The sequence below is a fragment of the Streptomyces sp. LUP47B genome, assembly GCF_001746295.1.
GTDB lineage: Bacteria > Actinomycetota > Actinomycetes > Streptomycetales > Streptomycetaceae > Streptomyces.
Genome location: NZ_MJAH01000017.1, coordinates 76,343 through 99,824, shown reverse-complemented (window position 1 = coordinate 99,824; position 23,482 = coordinate 76,343). Strand labels below are relative to the sequence as shown.

Annotated in this window: 24 protein-coding genes; 12 read left to right on the top strand and 12 right to left on the bottom strand. The window is 69.3% G+C overall.

What is annotated here, in order from left to right; translation table 11 throughout:
- Positions 1 to 14: 14 nt before the first annotated feature.
- Complete coding sequence (locus tag BFN33_RS39240) at positions 15 to 473, bottom strand: hypothetical protein (RefSeq protein ID WP_176742584.1); 459 nt, start codon at positions 471 to 473, stop codon at positions 15 to 17.
- Positions 466 to 1,347, bottom strand: coding sequence for an AraC family transcriptional regulator (locus BFN33_RS39235; RefSeq protein WP_069764985.1), 882 nt, complete (start codon positions 1,345 to 1,347; stop codon positions 466 to 468). Before BFN33_RS39235 ends, BFN33_RS39240 begins: the two co-directional genes overlap by 8 nt.
- A 49-nt stretch (positions 1,348 to 1,396) precedes the next feature.
- Here BFN33_RS39235 and BFN33_RS39230 point away from each other — a divergent pair, with 49 nt between their 5' ends.
- Entirely contained in the window at positions 1,397 to 1,822 is a 426-nt protein-coding gene (locus tag BFN33_RS39230; RefSeq protein ID WP_069764984.1) for a DUF2000 domain-containing protein, read from the top strand.
- Between the two features lie 35 nt (positions 1,823 to 1,857).
- On the opposite strand, the gene BFN33_RS39225 is transcribed toward BFN33_RS39230, so the two are convergent.
- Complete coding sequence (locus tag BFN33_RS39225) at positions 1,858 to 3,087, bottom strand: RNA-guided endonuclease TnpB family protein (RefSeq protein ID WP_069764983.1); 1,230 nt, start codon at positions 3,085 to 3,087, stop codon at positions 1,858 to 1,860.
- Between the two features lie 262 nt (positions 3,088 to 3,349).
- Entirely contained in the window at positions 3,350 to 4,609 is a 1,260-nt protein-coding gene (locus BFN33_RS39220) for an MFS transporter (protein ID WP_069764982.1), read from the bottom strand.
- A gap of 152 nt (positions 4,610 to 4,761) precedes the next feature.
- Between BFN33_RS39220 and BFN33_RS39215 the strand changes: the two genes are divergently transcribed.
- A complete protein-coding gene (locus BFN33_RS39215; RefSeq protein WP_069764981.1) occupies positions 4,762 to 5,523 on the top strand; it encodes a phosphoglyceromutase in 762 nt (253 codons plus the stop codon).
- 74 nt (positions 5,524 to 5,597) lie between these two features.
- Here BFN33_RS39215 and BFN33_RS39210 read toward each other — a convergent pair whose 3' ends face one another.
- Entirely contained in the window at positions 5,598 to 6,512 is a 915-nt protein-coding gene (locus BFN33_RS39210; RefSeq protein ID WP_069764980.1) for a LysR family transcriptional regulator, read from the bottom strand.
- Positions 6,513 to 6,686: 174 nt separating this feature from the next.
- Here BFN33_RS39210 and BFN33_RS39205 point away from each other — a divergent pair, with 174 nt between their 5' ends.
- Together BFN33_RS39205 and BFN33_RS39200 are read left to right on the top strand one after the other, a co-directional pair.
- On the top strand, positions 6,687 to 7,421 hold the full coding sequence (locus tag BFN33_RS39205; RefSeq protein WP_069764979.1) for an SDR family NAD(P)-dependent oxidoreductase: 735 nt from the start codon (positions 6,687 to 6,689) through the stop codon (positions 7,419 to 7,421).
- 52 nt (positions 7,422 to 7,473) lie between these two features.
- Positions 7,474 to 8,097 (top strand): NADPH-dependent F420 reductase, encoded by a 624-nt coding sequence (locus BFN33_RS39200; RefSeq protein WP_069764978.1) that lies wholly within the window; start codon positions 7,474 to 7,476, stop codon positions 8,095 to 8,097.
- 126 nt (positions 8,098 to 8,223) lie between these two features.
- Here the strand turns inward: BFN33_RS39200 and BFN33_RS53725 are convergent, their stop codons facing one another.
- A complete protein-coding gene (locus BFN33_RS53725) occupies positions 8,224 to 8,382 on the bottom strand; it encodes a hypothetical protein (RefSeq protein WP_167348002.1) in 159 nt (52 codons plus the stop codon).
- A gap of 138 nt (positions 8,383 to 8,520) precedes the next feature.
- Complete coding sequence (gene phoU, locus BFN33_RS39195; RefSeq protein ID WP_069764977.1) at positions 8,521 to 9,210, bottom strand: phosphate signaling complex protein PhoU; 690 nt, start codon at positions 9,208 to 9,210, stop codon at positions 8,521 to 8,523.
- Positions 9,211 to 9,433: 223 nt separating this feature from the next.
- Here phoU and BFN33_RS39190 point away from each other — a divergent pair, with 223 nt between their 5' ends.
- Positions 9,434 to 10,687: a cell wall metabolism sensor histidine kinase WalK gene (locus BFN33_RS39190; RefSeq protein ID WP_057608683.1), complete on the top strand. Its 1,254-nt coding sequence runs from the start codon at positions 9,434 to 9,436 to the stop codon at positions 10,685 to 10,687.
- Entirely contained in the window at positions 10,684 to 11,364 is a 681-nt protein-coding gene (locus tag BFN33_RS39185; RefSeq protein WP_015659563.1) for a response regulator transcription factor, read from the top strand. The genes BFN33_RS39190 and BFN33_RS39185 overlap by 4 nt, the downstream gene beginning before the upstream one ends.
- 82 nt (positions 11,365 to 11,446) lie before the next feature.
- On the opposite strand, the gene BFN33_RS39180 is transcribed toward BFN33_RS39185, so the two are convergent.
- Positions 11,447 to 12,109, bottom strand: coding sequence for a DUF461 domain-containing protein (locus BFN33_RS39180; protein ID WP_069764976.1), 663 nt, complete (start codon positions 12,107 to 12,109; stop codon positions 11,447 to 11,449).
- A gap of 597 nt (positions 12,110 to 12,706) precedes the next feature.
- On the opposite strand from BFN33_RS39180, the gene BFN33_RS39175 reads away from it, so the two are divergent.
- The 6 genes from BFN33_RS39175 to BFN33_RS39150 all read left to right on the top strand — a co-directional run bounded on the left by BFN33_RS39175 (position 12,707) and on the right by BFN33_RS39150 (position 19,019).
- The gene (locus BFN33_RS39175; RefSeq protein ID WP_003953493.1) at positions 12,707 to 13,189 is read left to right on the top strand and encodes a CarD family transcriptional regulator; all 483 of its coding nucleotides are present in this window, start codon (positions 12,707 to 12,709) and stop codon (positions 13,187 to 13,189) included.
- A 317-nt stretch (positions 13,190 to 13,506) separates the two neighbouring features.
- Positions 13,507 to 14,271: a 2-C-methyl-D-erythritol 4-phosphate cytidylyltransferase gene (gene ispD, locus BFN33_RS39170; protein WP_069764975.1), complete on the top strand. Its 765-nt coding sequence runs from the start codon at positions 13,507 to 13,509 to the stop codon at positions 14,269 to 14,271.
- A complete protein-coding gene (gene ispF / locus BFN33_RS39165) occupies positions 14,261 to 14,752 on the top strand; it encodes a 2-C-methyl-D-erythritol 2,4-cyclodiphosphate synthase (RefSeq protein ID WP_069764974.1) in 492 nt (163 codons plus the stop codon). Before ispD ends, ispF begins: the two co-directional genes overlap by 11 nt.
- Positions 14,753 to 14,824: 72 nt before the next feature.
- On the top strand, positions 14,825 to 16,225 hold the full coding sequence (cysS, locus tag BFN33_RS39160; RefSeq protein WP_069764973.1) for a cysteine--tRNA ligase: 1,401 nt from the start codon (positions 14,825 to 14,827) through the stop codon (positions 16,223 to 16,225).
- 102 nt (positions 16,226 to 16,327) lie between these two features.
- On the top strand, positions 16,328 to 17,269 hold the full coding sequence (gene rlmB / locus BFN33_RS39155) for a 23S rRNA (guanosine(2251)-2'-O)-methyltransferase RlmB (protein WP_069764972.1): 942 nt from the start codon (positions 16,328 to 16,330) through the stop codon (positions 17,267 to 17,269).
- A 118-nt stretch (positions 17,270 to 17,387) separates the two neighbouring features.
- Positions 17,388 to 19,019 carry a DoxX family protein gene (locus BFN33_RS39150; RefSeq protein ID WP_079141257.1) on the top strand — a complete coding sequence of 544 codons (1,632 nt, stop codon included), beginning with the start codon at positions 17,388 to 17,390 and terminating at the stop codon, positions 19,017 to 19,019.
- A gap of 137 nt (positions 19,020 to 19,156) precedes the next feature.
- Here the strand turns inward: BFN33_RS39150 and BFN33_RS39145 are convergent, their stop codons facing one another.
- From BFN33_RS39145 to BFN33_RS39130, 4 genes are all read right to left on the bottom strand, one after another.
- Entirely contained in the window at positions 19,157 to 19,888 is a 732-nt protein-coding gene (locus BFN33_RS39145) for a nucleotidyltransferase family protein (protein WP_069764970.1), read from the bottom strand.
- A gap of 59 nt (positions 19,889 to 19,947) precedes the next feature.
- Positions 19,948 to 20,406 carry a hypothetical protein gene (locus BFN33_RS39140; RefSeq protein WP_069764969.1) on the bottom strand — a complete coding sequence of 153 codons (459 nt, stop codon included), beginning with the start codon at positions 20,404 to 20,406 and terminating at the stop codon, positions 19,948 to 19,950.
- A 216-nt stretch (positions 20,407 to 20,622) separates the two neighbouring features.
- Complete coding sequence (locus tag BFN33_RS39135; RefSeq protein ID WP_069764968.1) at positions 20,623 to 21,759, bottom strand: ABC transporter ATP-binding protein; 1,137 nt, start codon at positions 21,757 to 21,759, stop codon at positions 20,623 to 20,625.
- Between the two features lie 319 nt (positions 21,760 to 22,078).
- Entirely contained in the window at positions 22,079 to 23,368 is a 1,290-nt protein-coding gene (locus BFN33_RS39130; protein WP_069764967.1) for an RNA-guided endonuclease TnpB family protein, read from the bottom strand.
- Positions 23,369 to 23,482: the final 114 nt, after the last annotated feature.

Here is a 23,482-nt window from a genome sequence, read left to right as displayed (position 1 = left end):
CCGCGGTCCTGGGCCTAGTTGGGCGGAAGTGAGTCGGTGGGCTGCGGCTCGGTGGTCGGCTCTTCGGTCCCGCCGGGATCCCCGGGCGCGGTCGGCTTGTCCAGCTGGTCCGCGAAGGCCCGCAGCGCGTCGGCGAGTTCCTTCTTGGTGGGCAGCTCGTCGACCTTCCTGTCCGGCTCGGCGATCCGGCGGTTGAGCTCCTCCAGCTCGCTGGGCGTGGAGGGTTCGTCGGGGGACGTGGAGGTCGGACTGGGATCGGAACCGCCGGTGGTGCTCTCGTCGCCGCCACCGCTGACACCGACCGTGCCCTCGCCCGGCGGGAGGCTGGTCGACATGCTCGGCTCGGCGCTGCTGGGCTCGTCGTCCGAGTTCGCGGCGATGGCACCACCGACGCTGAGGGCGCCCAGGGCGGCCGCACCCGCGACGGCCACGGAGAGACGTCTGAACGGTAAGGAGTTCTGTCTGTCATCCATGCCGGCGACGCTGATCGGTGCCGATCGCCGGACGGACGCCTTCCGTCGAACTCCTGTCTGATCCGGTCCATGAGCTGTTGCGATAGCGCCCCGGCGTCACCCCCACCAGCCGCTTGAAGTGCCGGGTGAGATGGGCCTGGTCGTGGAAACCGGTGAGCGCGGCGACCTCGGCGGGACCCTGCCCCGCGAGCAGCAGACGCCGGGCCCGGCCGACCCGGCGGGAGGTGAGGTACTGGTGCGGCGCGATGCCGTAAGCGGCACTGAACGCCCGTACGAGATGCGCCGGATGAGCCTGGACGACCCCTGCCGCCTCCTCCAGCGACAGCCCCTCCACGACCCGCTCGTCGAGGAGTTCGCGCAGCCGGCGGGCGAGGGCGGGATCGCGGCGCGCGGGCCCCTCGTGCAGCGGCGGCCGTAGGAGCATCCTGAGCCGGTCGCCGATGAGCGTCAGCCGGCTCTCCGCCTCGAACTCCTCACCTGGCCTGGTCAGCGCCGTGTGCAACTGCCCCACCCGCTGCCGCAGTACGGGATCGCGCAGATCGGGGCCGTCGACGGCGGGCCCGATGAGCTCGTCGCCGAGATGGGTGCCGTCGAGATAGACGACCCGCTTGCGGAAGCCGTCCGGCGACACGGGCGAGCCGTTGTGCGGGACGTGCGGCGGCAGCAGCGACACGGTGTCGTCCGGCGTGCCGTGCTCGTGCCGGTCGAGGTCGTACCGTACGGCCCCGTCGTCCACGATGAGCAGCGTCCACGCCTCGTGCACATGCATCGGATAGGCGTACTCGGTGAAGTGGGCGTGGAAGACCTCGGTGACGCCCGGAACGGCGGGGCGCCACGCGGTGACCTCCTGCGCGGGCATGGTTGTGGCCGCCATGCAAAGAACGTACAAGACGAGGCCGTACGACGCCCGCGAGTCTCATTCCATGAGTACTGAACCCATCCGCTTCGACACCAAGATCGCCGTCCTGCTGCGTGAGGACCTGGAGACCTGGCAGCGCCTGAACGTCACCGCGTTCCTCGTCAGTGGCCTGGGCACCCAGGCCCCGGAGGTGGTCGGCGAGCCGTACGAGGACGCCGACGGCGTGCCCTACATGCCGATGTTCCGGCAGCCGGTGCTGGTCTTCGAGGGCACCAAGGAGACGTTGAAAACGGCCCACGCGCGCGTGCTGTCCCGTTCGCTCCCGCGCGCGCTCTTCACGAGCGACCTGTTCGCGACGGGCAACGACCGCGACAACCGGGCGGCGGTCCGGGCGGTCGCGACGGGAGAGCTGGACCTGGTGGGCCTCGCGGTGTACGGGCCGCGCAACGCCGTGGACAAGGTGCTCAAGGGCGCGCGGATGCATCCTTGAATCCTCCCCCTCGTAAAGCGAGGGGGATTCCTGGCTCAGGCTGCCTGGCGGAACTGCGTCCCGCCGGGTCTTGCGCCATCAGCACCAGCCGGGTTGAGACCAGCCCGGGCCAGCATCACGCGGGCGGAGTTCTTGTCTCTGGGCGAGACGGTTCCACACGCGGCGCAGGCATAGGTTCGTTCGGACAGCGGTAGCGCGTGCTTGGTTCTCGCTCCGCACCGGGCGCAGTCCATCGTGGTGTGCGCGGGATGGACCAGGTGCACGATCCTGCCGTGCTTGCGGGCCATCTCCAGCAGCGCCTTCTTGGTGGCACCGATGGCGGCATCGGCGGCCTTCCTCGCCACGGTCGACTTCGCGAGGAACTTCGGCCGGAAGTCCTCCACGGCGATGGCGTCGTGGTCGGCCACCACGCGCTTGGCCCACTTGCGGCCGGTGTCCTGGCGTTGCCGGGACACCTTCTTGTAGGCCTTGGCCCGCAGCTTCTTCGCCTCACGGTAGCCCTTGGAGGCTGCCTGTCCTGTGGCGGGTTTGCGGCGGGCCATCATGCGGTCGTACCGCGACAGCTTCGCCTGGGCCTTCTTCCCGTGCCCGGCGTGAGGGAGGTCGTGGGTGTCGCTGGTGGTGGTCGCGGTCTGACTGACGCCCCAGTCGACCCCGATCACCTGGCCGGTCCCGGGCAGCGGCTGGGCTTCGGCGGGCACGACGAACGAGGCGTACCAGTGCCCGAGGCTGTCGCGGTATACGCGCACCGAGGACGGTTCGGCGGGAAGATCCCGCGACCACACGACCGTCAGGGCTATGGTGCCTGCGAGGTGCAGACGGCCGTCCTTCAGCCGGAAGCCGCGCCTGGTGTAGTTCAGGCTCGGGTCGGCCTCACGCTTCTTCTTGTACTTCGGCATCCCGGCCCGGCGATGCTGCGGCAGACGTTCGCGGATGTCCTTGTGCGCCTTCGCGCGGGACTTGCCGAAGTCCCGGATGATCTGCTGCTGGGGAACCGATGACCCCTCACGCAGCCACGGCGTCTTCGCGCGGGCTTCGGTCAGCATCGTGTCGAGCCGGGCCGGACCGCACATCGCCTTGTCGGCGCCTTTAGGGCGATTCTTGTTCCACAGGTCGGTCTGCTGGGACTTGGCGACGCACTCGTTCCAGATCCACCGGCACCGGTCCCACTCCGCCAGCAGCGCACGCTCAGCGGTCGACGACACACGCAGCCGGAACGTCCACCGGGCATGGACGGCGTCGCCGGCCCCCTTCACCACCGACACGACATGCCCCTCCCACACCCCGCCCGATCGCCGCAGCTTCCACGAAGAGACCGTACGTGCGACACGCGCACACCCGTACCCCACTACGGCGAAGCCACCCCCACCAGCGAACACGGGCACACCCCTTCGCTTCCCGGCTCCGCCGGCGGCCTTGCGGGCGCTCCGCGTCGCCATCCACGGGATGCGATTCCTCCCCGGCGTGAACGCCGGGGCATCCTCGCAAGAATCAGGTGACGGATCTCAGGCCGGGGTGGCCTCGGGATCAGGCCGGGCTGGCCTCGGTGGCGGCGGACTTCTCGGCTACGGCGGTCTCGGCGGCCGTATCCCCGGGCAGGCGGCGCATGAGGGCGGCGTACCCCGTCGCCGCCACCGTCCCGACGACCGCGCACAGCCCCCACAGCCACTCCGCACCGAACCGGTCGATGACGAAACCGGACATGAGCGGTGCCACGAGGGCGGCGAGGGACCAGGACAGGGTGTACATGCCCTGGTAGCGGCCGCGGCCGTGGGCGGGGGAGAGACGGACGACGAGCCCGGTCTGGGTGGGTGCGTTGATCATCTCGCCCAGGGTCCACACGCAGACGGTGAGGGCGAAGAGGCCGACGGACCCGGCGAAGGCGGTGAGCCCGAAGCCGTAACCCGCCAGCAGGGACGAGACCACCAGGAGTCGCTGCGGGTCCCGGTCCTGGATGAACCGGGTCACCGGGATCTGCAGCGCGACGATCAGGACGCCGTTCAGGGCGATGGCCAGGCCGTAGTCCGCGGGCGTGAACCCGGCCTCGCCCATCGCGACGGGCAGTCCGATGGAACCCTGCTGGAAGATCACGGCGACCAGGAAGGACAGCCCCACGACGCTCATGAACCGCCGGTCGCGCAGGACGGTGCCGAGGCCGACGTCGTTGCGCGCCTGCGCCGCCTGCGGTGCGGCGGGCCGGGACTCGGGCAGCTTGAGGAAGACGAGGACCGCGCAGACGGCCGTCATCCCGGCCTCGATCAGGAAGCCCGCGAGATAGCTGTACTCGGCGATGAACCCGGCGGCCATGGAGGAGACGGCGAAACCGAGGTTGATGGCCCAGTAGTTGAGCGAGAAGGCCCTGACCCGGTCCTCGGGCCGCACGATGTCGGCCATCATCGCCTGCACGGCCGGCCGGGAGGCGTTCGAGGCCATGCCGACCAGGAACGCGACGGCGGCGATGGCGACGGGGTGGTGCATGAAGCCGAGCAGCACGACGGAGGCGGCGGTGGCGGACTGCGCGACGAGCAGGGTGGGCCGCCGTCCGAGCCGGTCGGTCATCACCCCCGCCCCGATCGACGAGACGACCCCGCCAAGACCGTGCAGTGAGGCGACGAGGCCGGCGTAGGAGGCGGAGTAGCCGCGGTCGAGGGTGAGGTACAGGGCCATGAAGGTGGCGACGAAGGCGCCCAGCCGGTTGACGAGGGTGCTGGTCCACAGCCACCAGAACTCGCGGGGGAGCCCGGAGACGGTCTCGCGGGTGGCGCGTCTCAGGGTGGCGAGTGGCATGGATGGTCCCCCATGTGTGTAAGCGGCTCAGGAAGTGAGCACAACTTACGAAGACCAGCTGACCACGGGCCACTCAATTAACAGATCCCGTCAACCGTCCGTCTGTCGAGCGGGCACCACCCGGACCGAAGGCGTGGATTACGCTCATACGCATGGCCGACGCACCGTACAAGCTGATCCTCCTCCGCCACGGCGAGAGCGAATGGAACGCGAAGAACCTGTTCACCGGCTGGGTGGACGTCAACCTCAACGAGAAGGGCGAGAAGGAGGCAGTCCGCGGCGGCGAACTCCTGAAGGACGCCGACCTCCTGCCCGACGTGGTCCACACGTCCCTCCAGAAGCGCGCGATCCGCACCGCCCAGCTGGCGCTGGAGTCCTCGGACCGCCACTGGATCCCGGTCCACCGCTCCTGGCGCCTGAACGAGCGCCACTACGGCGCCCTCCAGGGCAAGGACAAGGCCCAGACCCTCGCGGAGTTCGGCGAGGAGCAGTTCATGCTGTGGCGCCGCTCCTACGACACCCCGCCGCCCCCGCTGTCCGACGACTCCGAGTTCTCCCAGGCGTCGGACCCGCGCTACGCCACGATCCCCCCGGAGCTCCGCCCCCGCACGGAGTGCCTGAAGGACGTCGTCGTCCGCATGCTCCCGTACTGGTACGACGGCATCGTCCCGGACCTCCTGACGGGCCGCACGGTCCTGGTCGCGGCCCACGGCAACAGCCTCCGCGCCCTGGTCAAGCACCTGGACGGCATCTCCGACGCCGACATCGCGGGCCTGAACATCCCGACGGGCATCCCCCTGTACTACGAACTCGACGCGTCCTTCAACCCGGTCACCCCGGGCGGCAAGTACCTGGACCCGGAGGCGGCCGCGGCGGCCATCGAGGCGGTCAAGAACCAGGGCAAGAAGAAGTAGGGGTTGTGATCACGCCCCTGACCTGCGCATATAGCGCGGCTCAGGGGCGTTTTCATGCCCTGGGCCCACCAATTTCAACCGTGCTGTGGAACGGCATCGCTTGCCTGCTGCCACATTTCGTAGTTCCCGCATTCCGCTGTGATCTCGGCGGTCGTCTGGGCCGCGGTGATGAAGTCGTCGATCACTGGTGAGGTGTGCGATGCCGCTGTCGCGAGGCACACCTGGTCGGGTGTCAGGTCCGGGACGGGCACGTAGACGACGTCCGGATGTGAGTAGAAGACGGATGCCGAGCGGGCCAGGAAGGAGATGCCCCGGCCGGCCGCGACGTGCTCGAGGGTCTCGTCCACTCCGCGTACCAGGTACCCGGCGTTGGGGTGCGGGCGTCGGGTGGGCTGTGTGTTGGGGTCGGCGTGCCAGAGCAGGGGTTCGCCGGCCAGGTCGGCCTCGGTGAGCTCCTCCTTGCCGGCCAGCCGGTGGCCGGCGGGCAGTACCGCCACCCGCGGCTCGGTGTACAGCGGGAGGACGCGCAGGCCCACCTCGTCGAGGGGCAGCCGCACATAGGCGACGTCGATACGGCCGTCGAGGAGCATCGCGGCCTGGTCGTCCCCCTCGATGCGCTGTACGTCCACGACCACGTCCGGGTGCCGGGCCTCGAAGGCCCGCGCCGCCGGGATGACCGGGATGCCGGCCCGGAAACCGACCATCAGCCGCCGACCGCCCCGGGCCGCCGCGGACACCCGGCGGCGGGCCGCGTGCGCGGACGCGAGCAGCGGACCGGCGTCGGCCAGCAGCTGGCGGCCCGCGTCGGTCAACGCCACGCCGTGACGGTCCCTGGTGAACAGCGAGACACCGAGATCCTGCTCGAGCGCGCGGATCTGCCGGCTGAGCACCGGCTGCGCGATATGCAGCTCATCGGCGGCGCGGCCGAAGTGCAACCGGTCGGCCACGGCGACGAAGTAGCGCAGTTTACGCAGGTCCATATCCTCCATGGCATCTCCCAATCCGGTGATGCCTCCAGGGTATCACCGCGCCTAAAAGAGGTCTTGGACACCCGTTCAGATGGATGGCAGCCTTAATAAGTACCTATTGGGGCCGAATCGAATTCGGCAGAAGAATTCGGCATCGGAATTTTTTCGGATACCCATCAATTCAACGGAGTGATCGTGGGAAAGCTCGATGGCAAGGTAGCGGTGATCACCGGCGCATCCACCGGCATGGCACTGGCCGGCGCCAAACTGTTCGTCGAGGAAGGAGCACACGTCTTCATCCAGGCCCGGCGGCAGGAAGCACTGGACGACGCCGTCAAGCTGATCGGCCGCAACGTCACCGCCGTCCAGGGTGACGCGAGCGACCTGGACGACCTGGACCGCTTGTACGACACCGTCAAGCGGGAGAAGGGCTCGATCGACGTGCTGTGGGCCAGCGCCGGGATGGGCGAGCCCGCCGTCCTCGGCGAGATCACCGAGGAGCAGTTCGACCGCGCCTTCCTGCTCAACGCGCGCGGCACCCTGTTCACCGTGCAGAAGGCACTGCCGCTGATCAATGACAACGGCTCGATCTTCATGACCGGATCCAACGCCTCGCTCGGCGCCTTCCCCGGCTGGAGCCTCTACGCGGGAAGCAAGGCCGTCCAGCAGGCCTGGGCCCGCGTCTGGCTCAACGAACTGCGCGACCGCAAGATCCGGGTCAACGTTCTGACCCCCGGCCAGGTCGCCACCGCCAAGCAGGAGGAACTGTTCGACGAGGCGACCAGGGCCCAATTCGAATCCCTCATTCCTCGCGGAAAGATGGGCCGCCCCGAAGAAATCGCCACGGTCGCCCTGTTCCTCGCCTCCGACGACTCCAGCTATGTCAACGGCCTGGAACTGGTCACCGACGGCGGCACCACTGCTATCTGAATCACACCAGAAGTTCCGCGGGCACATCCCACAAAGGAAGAGAGCACACCTCATGAGCAGCATCACCCTCATCGGTACGGGCAACATGGCCCGCGCCATCGGCACGCTCGCGGTGGCGGGCGGCAACACCGTCGAGGTCATGGGACGCGATCAGTCCAAGGCCGACGACCTGGCCAAGGCTCTGGGCGGCGGCGCGACGACGGGCAAGTGGGGCGCCGTCCCGGCCGGGGACATCGTCATCACGGCCCTGTTGTACGACGGTGTCGTTCCGGTCGTCGCCGAGTACGGAGACGCCCTCGCGGGCAAGGTCATCGTCGACATCAGCAACCCGTTCAACGCCACGTTCGACGGACTGGCCCACAGCGAGGAGACCTCGGTCGCGCAGGAAGCCGCCAAGGTGGCCCCGGCCGGCGCCAGTGTGGTGAAGGCGTTCAACACCATCTTCCGCAATGTCCTGGAGAAGGGCCGGCCCACTGTCTTCATGGCCGGCGACAACGCGCAGTCCAAGGCGGACGTGGCGGCGTTCGTCGAGAGCCTCGGGCTGCGCCCGCTGGACGTCGGCGGCCTGAAGATGGCGCACTGGCTGGAAGGTATGGGCCTGGTCACGGTGAGCCTCGCCAACAACGGGGTCGGCCACTGGGACTTCGCCCTCGGCGTCGACGAGTTCACCGGCTGAGCCCGGGAGCGCGCAGATGCGTGCACGCGTCACCACGAGGGGCCCCGGTGTCACCCGGGGCCCCTCGTCGTCGTACAAGATCCAGCCGTACGAGATCCAGCCGTACGAGATCCAGTCGTACCGGATTCAGCCGCACTGGCACGGATTGCCCGACTGGCACCCGCACCCGCAGCCCGATCCGCAGCCGCACGCGCCGATGACCGTCAGGGTCCTGATCGCGGCGGGCTGCTCGGTCGGGCGTTCCTGCGTGGGGTCCGGCTGGGGAGTGCTGGGGGATTCGGCCATGGGTCCCTCCTCGAGGCGAGGGCCAGAACGTCCCGACGGTCGGACCAGGCCCTGTACCCATTGCATGCCCGCCCCGCTGGGCGCATCAACGGCGCACAGAGGCTCGCCCACGCCTCGAACATCCCCAAGGCGCCGGGTTCAGGCCCCCTCCACCCCTGTCACCGGCTGGATGTCCTGCTGGATCTCGTCCGCGTGCTCACCCGTCACCAGGTACACCACCCGCTTGGCGACCGACACCGCGTGGTCGGCGAACCGCTCGTAGTAGCGGCCGAGCAGCGTCACGTCGACCGCCGTCTCGATGCCGTGCTTCCACTTGTCGTCCAGCAGGTGCTGGAAGAGCGTGCGGTGCAGCAGGTCCATCTCGTCGTCGTCCTGCTCCAGCTGGAGCGCCAGGTCGACGTCCTTGGTGACGATGACCTCGGCGGCCTTCGCCATCAGGCGCTGGGCGAGCTGGCCCATCTCCAGGATGGTCGCGTGCAGGTCGTGCGGGATGGCCTTCTCGGGGAAGCGCAGGCGGGCCAGCTTCGCCACGTGCTGGGCCAGGTCGCCGGAGCGCTCCAGGTCGGCCGACATGCGCAGCGAGGTCACGACGATCCGCAGGTCCGTCGCCACCGGCTGCTGCCGGGCGAGCAGCGCTATCGCCCGGGCCTCCAGGTCGTGCTGGAGGTCGTCCACCTTCTGGTCGGCCTCGATCACACTCTCGGCCAGCTTCAGGTCGGAGTCGAGGATGGCCGTCGTGGCGCGTCCGATCGCCGAGCCGACCAGCCGGGCCATCTCCACCAGACCGTCGCCGATCGAATCAAGTTCCTCGTGGTACGCGTCCCGCATCAGGGTTCCCTCTCGTACGTCATTCCTGTGGGTTCCAGGGGCCAAAACCGGCCGCGAAACCGGTGCTGCGTACCCCACGCTCCCACGTTCGGCCCTGTACGCGTCCGTTTCCGCCCTCCCAAATGAACCAATACTGGCTCCAAGGTGAACTCTGGGCGACGAGTGTTCGAGCTCGCACTCGGACGGCTGTGGCCAGGACCGATCCCATGCCTAACCTGGAGGCATGGACGTGAACGCGGCGGTCGCCGCAGCGGCAGCGATCGCCGGTGTGCTCACCGGTGTCATCGCCATGCTGGCGTTCCGCTGGAGCGAGCGGGAGCAGAAACGCCCCACCCGCACCTCCCTGCACACGGACCCGGTGCTTCCGCCGGGCGTGGACACCGTCCTCTCCGTGCTCCGCTCCTCGGCCGTGGTCCTCGACGAGGCCGACGCCGTGGTCAAGGCCAGCTCCGCCGCGTACGCCCTCGGGCTGGTCCGCGGCGGCAAGCTCTCCGTGGAGCCGATGCTCCAGATGGCCCGGGACACCAGGAGGGACGGGGAGATACGGCAGGTCGAGCTGGATCTGCCCAGGCGGGGGACCGGACGCGGGGAGGCACTCGCGGTCTCCGCGCGTGTCGCGCCCCTCGGCTCCCGGCTGGTGCTGCTCCTCGTGGAGGACCTCACCGAGGCCCGGCGGATCGAAGCAGTACGACGCGACTTCGTCGCGAATGTCAGCCATGAGCTCAAGACCCCCGTCGGCGCGCTCTCCCTCCTTTCCGAGGCCGTCATGGACGCCTCGGAGGACCCGGAGGCCGTGGAGCGCTTCGCCGGCCGGATGCAGATCGAGGCCACTCGCCTGACCAGCCTGGTCCAGGAACTCATCGACCTCTCCCGGGTGCAGAACGACGACCCGCTGGAGGACGCCGAGCCGGTCCGGGTGGACGAGCTGGTCGCCGAGGCCATCGACCGGTGCCGGCACCAGGCGGGCACCAAGCAGATCACCATGGCCGCCGCCGGCGCGGCCGAGCTGCGGGTCTGGGGCAACCGCGGCCAGCTCGCCGCCGCTCTCGGCAACCTCGTCGAGAACGCCGTCAACTACTCGCCCGCCCGCACCCGGGTCGGCATAGCCGCCCGCCGGGTGTCCGTGCCGAGCGGCGACCTGATCGAGGTCGCCGTCACCGACCAGGGCATCGGTATCTCCGACAAGGACAAGGAGCGCATCTTCGAGCGCTTCTACCGCGTCGACCCGGCCCGCTCCCGCCAGACCGGCGGTACCGGACTCGGTCTCGCGATCGTCAAGCACGTGGCCGCCTCGCACGGCGGGGAGGTCACGGTGTGGAGTTCTGAGGGACAGGGCTCCACGTTCACTCTCAGGCTGCCGGAGGCGGGCGCGGCCCGCGACCGCGCGCTCCAGCACCCCGACCTCGACGACGAGGACGGGCCCACTCCCGAGTCGGCTTCTTACGACCCGCTTCCCGCCCCGGAGGTCCTTCCGTGACCCGAGTGCTCGTCGTCGAGGACGAGGAGTCCTTCTCCGACGCCCTTTCCTACATGCTCCGCAAGGAGGGCTTCGAGGTCGCTGTCGCGACCACGGGCCCCGACGGACTCGACGAGTTCGAGCGCAACGGCGCCGACCTCGTTCTCCTCGACCTGATGCTGCCGGGCCTGCCCGGCACGGAGGTCTGCCGCCAGCTGCGCGGCCGCTCCAATGTCCCCGTCATCATGGTGACCGCCAAGGACAGCGAGATCGACAAGGTCGTCGGCCTGGAAATAGGAGCCGATGACTATGTCACCAAGCCGTTCTCCTCGCGCGAGCTGGTCGCCCGCATCCGCGCCGTCCTGCGCCGCCGCGGCGAGCCCGAGGAAGTCACCCCGGCCGCCCTGGAGGCCGGTCCGGTCCGTATGGACGTGGACCGCCACGTGGTCACGGTCTCCGGCTCCAAGGTCGACCTGCCCCTCAAGGAGTTCGACCTGCTGGAGATGCTGCTGCGCAACGCCGGCCGCGTCCTGACCCGCATGCAGCTCATCGACCGCGTCTGGGGCGCCGACTACGTCGGCGACACCAAGACCCTCGACGTCCACGTCAAGCGCCTGCGCGCCAAGATCGAGCCGGACCCGGGTGCGCCGAGATACCTGGTGACGGTGCGGGGTCTCGGCTACAAGTTCGAGCCGTAAAGAAGAACGCCTCACGAACGCCGAAGGGCGGGACCTCCTCGGAGGTTCCGCCCTTCGGCGTACGACGATCCGGTACGGCCGCTCAGTGGCTCGCTGCCGACTCGGTCGCGGTCGCGCTCGCGGAGGCCGCGTCGGTCGGCGTGCCGGAGCCGCTCGGCGTGGCCGTGCCGGTCGGGGTCGCGGGGCCGGTCGGCTTCGGCGAGGTCTGCGGCGCCGACGGGACGGCGCTCGGGCCCCACTTGGTGTAGTAGCTGTCGGCCGGGACCACGAAGGCGCGCAGGCTCACGTCACCGGTCGTGCTGAAGGTGAAGGTGACCTTCTGCGCGTTGCCGTCCTGGACGTTCTCGCCGATCTCGGTCACCACGGCGGAGGCGTTGCCCTTGCCGCCCAGGAGCACGGAGCCGTGGGCCGGGACGGTCACCCTGCCCTTGCCCTTGGCGGGCGTGATCTCGGCGCTGCCGCCGCCCTCGATGCGCACGGCGTCCAGCGTCTGGGCGGTGCCGGTGTTGTTGAAGACGCTGGCCGAGACCACGGCGGGACCCTTGGTCTCGCCCGAGGCCTGAGTGGTGGGCTGGGTGATGACCACGACGTTCTGGAGCCTGATGCCGCCGACGCTGGTCTCCGCGTTGTCCGGCTTGACCTCCAGCGTCTGGGCGTTGGTCCCGGCCGCGCACGCGGAGAGCGCGGTGACCGAGAACGCGATGGCGGCGGCGGCGAGGACGCCGCGTCGAAGGCTGCTGCTCACGGCGGCGGCAACTCCTTGACTTGAGCGAGGCGGCCGTAAAGCCGCGCTAAGTGTCTGTCAGCGGCCTCAGGTTACCGAGCCGTTCCCGCCGGGCCGCACCCGACCCTCCCCAAGGGGCGTATCTCTCCGGTCACTCCGGTCCACAAGTGACTCGTGAGTCACTTCCGCCCGCACTCCGGCGCTCGTCCGGCATTCACATAAGAGCCTTCGGTATCCAGTAGCAAAACTTCCGTGAAGGAATGCGCGATCATCCTCGGAATTGATCACCGGCTGATCCGCCCGGCTCGTGTGATCAATTCCCGAATCGGCGTGGAGCCGACTCCGGACTCCGAACGGAGTAGCGTAAGTCGCACACCTGGAACCGGACATTTGTGGACGTTTGCCCGTCCGGAAGGGCTTCCGGATGTGTGTAACGTACGCGTTTCACCTCGCCCGGAGAGCCGCTCCGACCTGCGAATACCTTCTTCCGCTCGGCCCGCGCAGCACGTTCCTGTTGCTGTTGTCAAGCCCCGAGATATGCCCTGACCTGCGAAAACGCCATTCAGAACCCGCAGTTTCCGTGTTACCCTGGATAGCCACGGAAGGGGTACCTGTCACATGACGTTCAAGGTTGGCGACACCGTGGTCTATCCCCATCACGGGGCCGCGCTGATCGAGGCTATCGAAACTCGCCAGATCAAAGGCGTGGACAAGACCTACTTGGTTCTGAAGGTCGCCCAGGGTGACCTGACGGTGCGTGTGCCAGCGGACAATGCGGAGTTCGTCGGCGTGCGTGATGTGGTCGGTCAGGATGGGCTGGACCGGGTCTTCGAGGTGCTGCGCGCACCGTACGCCGAGGAGCCCACGAACTGGTCCCGTCGATACAAGGCAAACCTGGAGAAGCTCGCCTCCGGCGATGTCATCAAGGTCGCGGAAGTTGTGCGCGACCTGTGGCGTCGTGAGCGCGAGCGCGGACTCTCCGCAGGTGAGAAGCGCATGCTCGCCAAGGCTCGGCAGATCCTGGTGAGCGAACTCGCCCTCGCGGAGAACACGAACGAGGACAAGGCCGAGGCGCTGCTCGACGAGGTTCTCGCGTCCTGAGCGGTTCCTGTGCAGGCACCTTGCCCGCTCAGCTCAGCACACACTGAATCCGAATTGCCGCACTGAAATGCCGCGGTGCCCGATGACGCAACAGCTGTCGCCGGGCGCTGCGGCATGTCCGTCTCCGGATGCCGGGCCTACGACGCCCCGTATCGACGTGCGCGTGTTCCTCTCGGAGAGAGATCCCCCGATACTTGGCGTGCCGGGCCCGGGCAGCTGGCTCGACCGGTGTCACGGAAGGGTCCGGTCAAGGCGTCGCGCCCGGCACGCTGTGTCCGTACCCACGTTGGCCGAGCACACAAACCTGACAGGAACCGATGTCTGACGTTTCGCGCCCTTCGCCCGCCGAAGCACGTGCGGAAGCCCGCACCGCGGTGGTGATTCCCGCCGCCGGAAGGGGCGTACGCCTCGGTCCGGGCGCCCCCAAAGCACTCCGCGCGCTGAACGGCACCCCCATGCTGATCCACGCGGTCCGTGCGATGGCCGCGTCCCGCGCCGTCTCCCTGGTCGTCGTCGTGGCCCCGCCCGACGGCGCCGGCGAGGTCAAGTCGCTCCTCGACGCCCACGCGCTGCCCGAGCGGACGGACTTCCTCGTGGTCCCTGGCGGGGACTCCCGCCAGGAGTCGGTCAGGCTCGGCCTGGATGCCCTGCCCCCCGACTTCGGCATCGTCCTGGTCCACGACGCGGCTCGCCCGCTCGTCCCGGTCGACACGGTCGACACGGTCATCGAGGCCGTACGGGAGGGCGCGCCCGCCGTCGTCCCGGCGCTGCCCCTCGCGGACACCGTGAAGGAGGTCGAGCCGGCGACCGCTCCCGGTGCGCCGGAGCCGGTGGTGGCGACCCCGGTCCGCGCGCGCCTGCGTGCCGTACAGACACCGCAGGGCTTCGACCGGTCGACCCTGATCCGCGCCCACGAGACGGTCACCGAGGACGTCACCGACGACGCGAGCATGGTCGAGCAGCTCGGGCTCACGGTCATGGTCGTGCCCGGCCACGAGGAGGCCTTCAAGGTGACCCGCCCGCTGGACCTGGTCCTCGCGGAGGCGGTTCTGGCCCGCAGGAGGCTCAACGATGGCTTCTGAGTCCGTGTTGCCGCAGGTCGGCATCGGCACCGACATCCACGCCTTCGAGGAGGGCCGCGAGCTGTGGTGCGCGGGCCTGAAGTGGGAGGGCGAGGGCACGGGTCTGGCCGGCCACTCCGACGCGGACGTCGTCGCCCACGCCGCGTGCAACGCGCTCTTCTCCGCGGCCGGCCTCGGTGACCTGGGACAGCACTTCGGCACCGGCCGTCCCGAGTGGTCGGGTGCGTCGGGCGTCACGCTGCTGACGGAGGCGGCCCGCATCGTGCGTGCGGCGGGCTTCCGCATCGGCAACATCGCCGTACAGGTGGTGGGTCCCCGGCCCAAGATCGGCAAGCGCAGGGACGAGGCGCAGAAAATCCTGTCGGAGGCGGCGGGAGCCCCCGTGTCGGTGTCGGGGGCGACCACGGACGGCCTCGGCTTCCCGGGGCGCGGCGAGGGTCTGATGGCGGTGGCGACGGCCCTGGTCGTCAGGGGAGGGTGACAATCGGCCGTAAGGGAAGGGTGACAAAAGGACTGCTCCACGCACCCCCTTCGGCCCACTACCCTAGGTCCCGTGACTATTCGCCTGTACGACACCAGCGCCCGGCAGATCCGTGACTTCGCCCCGCTCACGCCGGGCTGTGTCTCGATCTACCTGTGTGGTGCCACCGTGCAGGCCGCCCCGCACATCGGTCACATCCGCTCCTACCTGAACTTCGACATCATGCGCCGCTGGTTCCGGTACCGCGGCTACGACGTCACGTTCATCCGCAACGTCACCGACATCGACGACAAGATCATCGCCAAGGCGGCCGACCAGAACCGCCCCTGGTGGTCCATCGGCTACGACAACGAGCGCGCCTTCAACGACGGCTACAACGCCCTCGGTTGCCTCCCGCCGACCTACGAACCGCGCGCCACCGGGCACGTCCCCGAGATGATCGAGATGATGCGCGGCCTCATCGAGCGCGGACACGCCTACGAGGCTGACGGGAGCATCTACTTCGACGTGCGGTCCTGGCCCGCCTACCTGGAGCTGTCCCGGCAGGACCTGGACGAGATGCGCCAGCCCGCCGAGGAGGGCATCACCGGCAAGCGGGACCCGCGGGACTTCGCCATGTGGAAGGCCGCCAAGCCCGGCGAGCCCGACTGGGAGACCCCGTGGGGCCGCGGCCGCCCCGGCTGGCACCTGGAGTGCTCGGCGATGGCCCACAAGTACCTCGGCTCCGTCTTCGACATCCACGGCGGCGGCCTGGACCTGATCTTCCCGCACCACGAGAACGAGATCGCCCAGGCCAAGGCCTACGGCGACGAGTTCGCCCGCTATTGGGTGCACAACGCCTGGGTCACCATGAGCGGCGAGAAGATGTCCAAGTCGCTCGGCAACTCGGTCCTCGTCTCCGAGATGGTCAAGACGTGGCGGCCGATCGTGCTGCGCTACTACCTCGGCACCCCGCACTACCGCTCGATGATCGAGTACAGCGAGGACGCCCTGCGCGAGGCCGAGTCGGCGTTCGCGCGGATCGAGGGCTTCGTGCAGCGGGTCACCGAGATGACCGGGAAGGCCGTGGAGCCCGCAGCGGAGGTGCCGCCCGCCTTCGCCGAGGCCATGGACGACGACCTGGGCGTCCCCCAGGCGCTCGCCGTCGTGCACACCACCGTCCGGCAGGGCAACAGCGCCCTCGCGGCCGACGACAAGGAGGCCGCGGTGGCCCGCCTCGCCGAGGTGCGCGCCATGCTCGGCGTCCTCGGCCTCGACCCGCTCGACGCGCACTGGGCCGGTGAGTCCGACCGGGGCGAGGACCTGCACGGCGTGGTCGACAGCCTCGTACGCCTGGTCCTCGACCAGCGGGAGGCGGCCCGCGCCCGCAAGGACTGGGCCACCGCGGACGCCATCCGCGACCAGCTGGGCCAGTCGGGACTGACCATCGAGGACGGTCCGCAGGGGCCGCGCTGGTCGCTGGGTCCCCGCTAGCCGCTTTCTTGATCGATTGTGCCGCCCGGCCCTCCGGGCGGCACACTGCATAGACGTACGAACATTTCACCGACGCAGACACTCACGTAGAACAGGTAGGTCATGGCAGCCAACAACCGCCGCATGTCCGGCAAGAAGGGCGCGCAGGTCGGCAGTGGCGGCCAGCGGCGCAGGGGCCTGGAGGGCAAGGGACCCACCCCGCCCGCCGAGATGCGCAAGGGCCACAAGAAGAACCGCGTCGCCAACGCCAAGGCGAAGCAGGCGGTACGCCGGCCCGTGGCGCGCGGCCGGGGCGGCAAGGGCACCTCGGAGATGGTCGTCGGCCGCAACCCCGTCGTCGAGGCGCTGCGCGAGGGCGTGCCCGCGGTGACGCTCTACGTCCAGCAGTTCATCGACAACGACGAGCGAGTGCGCGAGGCGCTCCAGCTCGTCGCCGACCGGGGCGGCGTCCACCTCATGGAGGCCCCCCGCCCCGAGCTCGACCGCATGACCAACGGGCTCAACCACCAGGGCCTGGTCCTCCAGGTCCCGCCGTACGAGTACGCCCACCCCGAGGACCTCGCCGGCGCCGCCTACGACGAGGGACAGGATCCGCTGATCGTGGCCCTCGACGGCGTGACCGACCCGCGCAACCTCGGTGCCGCCGTGCGCTCCGTCTCCGCCTTCGGCGGCCACGGCGTCCTCGTGCCCGAGCGGCGCGCGGCCGGCATGACCGCCGGTGCGTGGAAGTCGTCCGCCGGTACGGCCGCCCGCACCCCTGTCGCCCGCTGCACCAACCTGACGCGCGCGCTGGAGGCGTACAAGAAGCAGGGCATCGCGGTCGTCGGCCTCGCCGCCGACGGCGAGCACGAGGTCGGCGAGCTGGAGGCCCTCGGCGGCCCCGTCGTCATCGTGGTCGGCAGCGAGGGCAAGGGCCTGTCCCGCCTGGTCGGCGAGACCTGCGACTTCCGGGTGCGGATCCCGATGCCGGGCGGTGCCGAGTCGCTGAACGCCGGTGTGGCGGCGGGAATCGTGCTGTACGAGGCGGCTCGCCGACGGGCCTGAACGGCCGTTCGGCGCCGTCACCCACACGGGGTGTTCCTGGCGTACGGGGCAAGCTTGACGGAGTCCGGACAGATCCGGCGAGTCAAAGCAGTGTCCTAAGCACACGTCACTCGGTTAGATGAGTGTGGACACCAGAACACCCCGCACACCCACGGGGGGCCGCTCGTCGGGATTCGATACCGGGCTCGATGACGCTCCCGCGCTGAGCATGGTGAAGGTGCCGAGCGATCCGGCGCAGATCATCGTCAACCACGCCAGTTTCCGCGTCCAGTTGGGCGCGTCGACGCGGCGTGCCGCTCAATCCCCGCGGATCGCACGGCACTTGAGCGCCACCGAGGACACCGCACGTATCCCGGCCGGCGCCGCCGCGCCCGCCGCGGGGCGCCGCCGGCCCGTCGTGTGGAGCGGCAGGTCCGCCCCCGACGACACCGGCGCCCACCGCCTGCTGCAGGCCGTGCGAGGCGGCAGCGTCGGCCATGCCGAGCCGCCCGCCGCCGACGCCGGAGCCACCCAGGTCATCCCCCGCATCGACGTCGACCACGGCTACCACGCCGACTACGGCGGCGAGTTGGCCCAGACCATGGAGACCCCGCTCGTCGGCGCCCAGCGCACGGGCGACGGCACCCGACTCCTGCCCCACATGCGCACGGCCGGCAGCGCGTACGACGAACCGGCCTACGAAGGCGAGGAGTTCGACGAGGGCCTCGACGAGACCCCCGCCGAGCGCGCCACGAGACGACAGAACGACGAAGCCGCGCGGCACGCCTACTACCCGGGCCGCCGGATGAACCTGGGCGTCGTCCTCCTCCCGCTCCGGATCTTCCTCGGCTTCATCTCCATCTACGCCGGCATGGGCAAGCTCTGCGACCCCGTCTACTTCGACGGCGGCAAACGCGGCTCCATGGTCAAGTGGCTCAACACCCTGCACCCGTGGGAAGTGGCCGAACCACTGCGCCAGTTCGCCCTCCAGCACCCCGTCGGCTCCGGCCTCGTCATCGCCTTCTTCCAGGTCATCGTGGGCGTCCTCACGATCCTGGGCTGCTGGCAGCGCGTCGCCGCGGTCGTCGGAGCAGGCCTGTCCGCCGCGCTCCTCGTCACCGTCAGCTGGAAGAGCGTCCCCGCCTACGACACCCCCGACATCATCTACCTCGCCGCCTGGTCCCCGCTGATCATCGCCGGCGCCCCCGTCTACTCCATCGACGGCCGCCTCGCGGGCAGCGCCTGGCGCCGCCTCGGACCCCTCTCCGACATCTGGGAGCTGCGCCGCTACGTCCTGCGCCGCGGCGCCCTCATCACCGCCATCGCCACCGGCCTCACCCTCCTGATCGGCTCCGTCCTCGGCGGTGCCGTCCGGGACGCCGACCGGGTGATCGTGCCCGGCCCCGGCGAGGCCCCGCGCAACGAACTGCCCGGCTCCCCGCTCCCGCAGGACTCCCCCAAGGCCCACAAGAAGAGCCCGTCGGCGTCCACCTCGCCCAGCCAGGGCGCCACCAGCGGACCGTCCGCCGGCACCTCGGCCGCCCCCGGCGCCACCCGCGACACCGGCGCCACCGCCGGCGGCTCGCCCAGCCAGACCCAGGGCACCACGGGCCGGACCTCACCCCAGCAGTCCTCCCCGGTCCAGCAGGCCCCCAGCACCACTTCGGGCCCCACCGGAGGCACGAGCGCCTCCGGCGGCTCAACAGGCGGCTCCGACACGGGAGGCTCCTCCTCCGGCGAACCGGGCCTGGTGGGCGGCCTGTTGGGGTAGGCGGGCCGGTGGGCGACATACTGGGCGACCCCACCGGCTGAGAGACACGGGCCCACCAAAAGGTCCCGCACCCATGGAGGTGCGGGACCTTCTCGGCGTACGACGCCTCGCTCGACGACGCCTCTATGACGACGCCGCTATCGACCGAGCGCTGCCAGCTCCTTAGCCGCCTCGCTCAGGTCCTTCGCCGTGTCGATGGCCCGCCAGTACGCCCCCTGAGGGATCGGGAACCCGGCCAGCCGCAGCTCACGCGCAAGCGTGGGAAACGTCGTCCGCTCATGGTCCCCCCGCTCCGGCAGCAGATCGGCGAACCCGGGCGAGAAGACGTACACACCCGCGTTGATCTCGAACGTCGACGGCGGCGCCTCTATGAAGTCCGTGATGTGCCCGAACCCGTCGGTCTGCACCGCCCCCCACGGAATCCGCGGCCGCGCCAGAGCGAGGGTCGCCACCGCGTCGCGCTCGGCGTGGAAGTCCGCCATGTCGCGCAGCGAGAAACGGGTCCAGATGTCACCGTTCGTCGCGTACCACGCCCGCTCCGGATGCGGCAGATGCGCGGCCGCGTACTTCAGACCACCACCCCGCCCCAGCGGCTCCGTCTCGATGACGGTCTGCACGCGCACCGGCAGCTCGGCCGTCTTCAGCCAGTCCTGCAGCACCTCGGCGAGATGCCCACAGCTGACCACGACGTCCGTCACACCCTCCTCGGCGAGCCAGACAAGCTGATGGCCGATGATCGGAGTCCCCGTGCCGGGGATCTCGACCATCGGCTTGGGCCGGTCGTCGGTGTAGGGACGCAGCCGGGAACCCTGGCCGCCGGCCAGGATCACGGCCTGGGTGGGACGGGACGCGCCGTTCGGATCGGTCATGACCGGAACTCTACGGCGCGCCCCTTCCCCGACCTCGGTCGGTGTCCTCTCTCACGGAGTCAGCTGTGCGCGGCCGCCACACCCGTCGCGAAGGACGTGTCGCAGACGGGGCGGGCATAGGACTGCGCGCGCGTGGGGCCGTACACACGGACCGCCGCGCGGCCCAGGGCCTTCGCGATGGACACGCAGTGCCTGGCGAGCGACGGACGGTCGTTCACGGCCTCCTGGAGGTGCGTGAGGGCGGTGCCCGGGTCCTTCTCCTGGAGCTCGGTCAGGAGCTGCTCGCGCAGGACGTCCTGCGGCGCCATGGGCGCGCTGTGCGGCTTGCTGTCCGAGACCGAGGCGTCCGCGGCGGTGAGCACCGAGGAGCTCGAGGGATCCCCCGACCAGTTGACTCGGGTGACCGCGAGGGTCCCGGAGAGCACCAGGACGACGGGCAGGACAAGGGCGAGGGAGCGGCCGATACGGCGGGCGGGGCCCCGGCCGCGTCGCGTCTGTTGGTTAGTGGTGTGCTTCACGCGTGTGAGGGTAGCGTGCGGTAATGATTTGGCGACATTTAGTCACCGGTTCGGGGGATGAGACGGTGCCGATTTTTGGGTAGGGCGTTGACGCACACTGCTCGAAATGACCGGTGTGCCGGGGTATTTGTCGACACCCTCCGGACGCGAGAAGGGCCCCGCGGACGCTCCGCGGGGCCCTCTTCGTCAACCAGGGTGAATTGCTGCCGTACGTCCTCAGTCGGTGAGGCGCTCGCCCGTGGAGGTCGAGAACACGTGGGTCTCGCCCGGACGCGGCACCACGTGCAGCGTGGCGCCCTTCTCCGGGACCGCGCGGCCGCTGACGCGGACGACCAGGTCCTTCAGGTCGCCGTCGACCTTGGCGGAGCCGTAGACGTAACCGTCGGCGCCGAGCTCCTCGACCACGTTCACGGAGACCGCGAGACCGGCCGGGGCGTCCTCGGTGTCCTTGGACAGGGCCGAGGCGGCGGCGCCGTTGTGCTCGACGATGTCGAAGTGCTCGGGGCGGACACCCACGGTCACCGTGGTGTCACCCTTGTCGGAGGCGGCCTTGAGAGCCTCGCGGTTGACGGGCACCACGCTGTTGCCGAACTTCACACCGCCGTCGGTGATCGGGACCTCGACGAGGTTCATCGCCGGGGAGCCGATGAAGCCGGCGACGAAGAGGTTCGCCGGGCGGTCGTACATGTTGCGCGGGGAGTCGACCTGCTGGAGCAGACCGTCCTTGAGCACGGCCACGCGGTCGCCCATCGTCATGGCCTCGACCTGGTCGTGGGTGACGTAGACGGTGGTGATGCCGAGACGGCGCTGGAGCGAGGCGATCTGCGTACGCGTCGACACACGGAGCTTGGCGTCCAGGTTGGACAGCGGCTCGTCCATGAGGAAGACCTGCGGCTCACGGACGATCGCGCGACCCATCGCGACACGCTGGCGCTGACCACCGGAGAGCGCCTTCGGCTTGCGGTCCAGGTACTCGGTGAGGTCGAGGATCTTCGCGGCCTCCTCGACCTTCTGCCGGATCTCCGCCTTGTTGATGCCGGCGATCTTGAGCGCGAAGCCCATGTTGTCGGCGACCGTCATGTGCGGGTAGAGCGCGTAGTTCTGGAACACCATGGCGATGTCCCGGTCCTTCGGCGGCAGGTGCGTCACGTCGCGGTCACCGATGCGAATGGCACCGCCGTTGACGTCCTCGAGCCCCGCCAGCATGCGGAGCGAGGTGGACTTGCCACAGCCGGACGGGCCGACCAGGACGAGGAACTCGCCGTCCTCGATGTGGATGTCGAGACCGTCGACGGCGGGCTTCGTGGAACCCGGGTAAATGCGGGTCGCCTTGTCGAACGAAACAGTGGCCATGGCTCAGAGGCCCCCTTCTACCGGCAGGAACGTGCCGGACGATCCGTTGTAGGAAGGTGGTGGTGTAGTCCACACGAGTGGACTGGCTTGGACGGTACCCGGCGTTCACGCGTATGTCAGTACCTGGAGGACTGTGAACTTCGCGGAAACTTTCGAACGGGGCAGAGCGACGCACTTTTGACCTTGCTCTTCGGCTTCCTGCTTCATCACCCACAGCCGACCACGCCCAGCCCTGGTGAGCTGCGTCTGACCGGTCTTACACGGACTCCACAGGCATTCCGGCCGACGGCCCGTCGGTCCGTACTGCAACGGCCGCGCTCTACGCGGCCAGCAAACGCAAACCCTCGTCTCGGAGGTTCACGGCGGCGTTCACATCGCGATCATGCAGGATCCCGCACCCGGCACACGTCCACTGCCGAACCGAGACATCCATCCTCGGACCCATGACGTGACAGGCGGAGCACCGCCTCGTCGAAGGGAAGAACCGGTCCACGACCACAAGCGTCCGGCCGTACCACTCGCACTTGTAGCGCAACTGCCGAAGCAACTCGCCCCACGAAGCGTCGACGATCGCCTGGTTCAGCTTCGCCTTCCGCCGCCGCCCCTTGCCGCGCACCGCAGACATCAAGGTCGCCACCGACAGGTCTTCCACCACGAGCACTTGGTTCTCGCGCACGAGACGGGCGGTGAGCTGGTTCAGCATGTCCCTGCGTACGTCACTGATCAGGGCGTACAACCGCGCGATCTTCTCCCGGACCTTCTGCCGGTTCTTCGACCCCCGCACCTTGCGGTGCAGATCCCGCTGCAACCGCGCCAACTTCTCCGCGTACCGCTTCAACAGCCGTGGATGAGCGAACTTCGTCCCGTCGTCCAGGATCACCAGTGACGCCAGCCCGACATCCACCCCCACTGCCTTCGGCTCCCGCGTCCCCGGCACGAACACCACAGGCAGCGGAGCTATCCGCTCCTCCACCAGCACGGACACGAAGTACCGGCCAGCCCGGTCCCGCGTCACCGACAACCGCACGGGAACCTCCCCAGCAGGCAGCGCCCGAGACCACCTGATGTCCAGCGGCTCAGACTGCTTGGCCAACGTGATCAGCCCAGTTCCCGGCCGCGCCGGATCCTCCACCCACTTGAACCCTGTACGCACATACGTCGCCGTATCCCGCGAACGACCCTTCTTCTTCCGCCTCGGAGACCTGGCCTCACCCTTGAAGAAACGGCCGTACGCCTGATCCAGGTGACGCAGCGACTGCTGAAGCACCGTCGACGACACATCTCTCAACCACGCCGTCTCCTCCTTCCGCTTCCACCCCGTCAGCGCCCGACAGGTCTCCGCAAACCCCACGTTCACTCGGTGCCGTTCCCAGGCCCCCGAACGCAGCGCCAGTCCCTCGTTGTAGACCCACCGACATGCTCCGAACGTCCGCTCCAACTGCTCGGCCTGCTCCGCGGTCGGGTAGAAGCGAAACCGATAGAGGCGGTGATGCGTGTCGTGCGCCTTGGCGTGGGCCTTCAGCGGAGTCGCCTTGCGTGTGTGGTGCTTTTGGCGGTCGCCGATGCCGAGGTCCTCGCGTTTGACGCGCTCGGTCTCTGTCTCCCCCACGACCCCTCCCTGACGATCCGATCTTCGGAACAGCACGTCAGCTCGATCAACGAACGGGTGCACGGATGGTTACGCACGGTTTTGGAAGCGCGTGGTGTGCGGAACTTCGTGGCT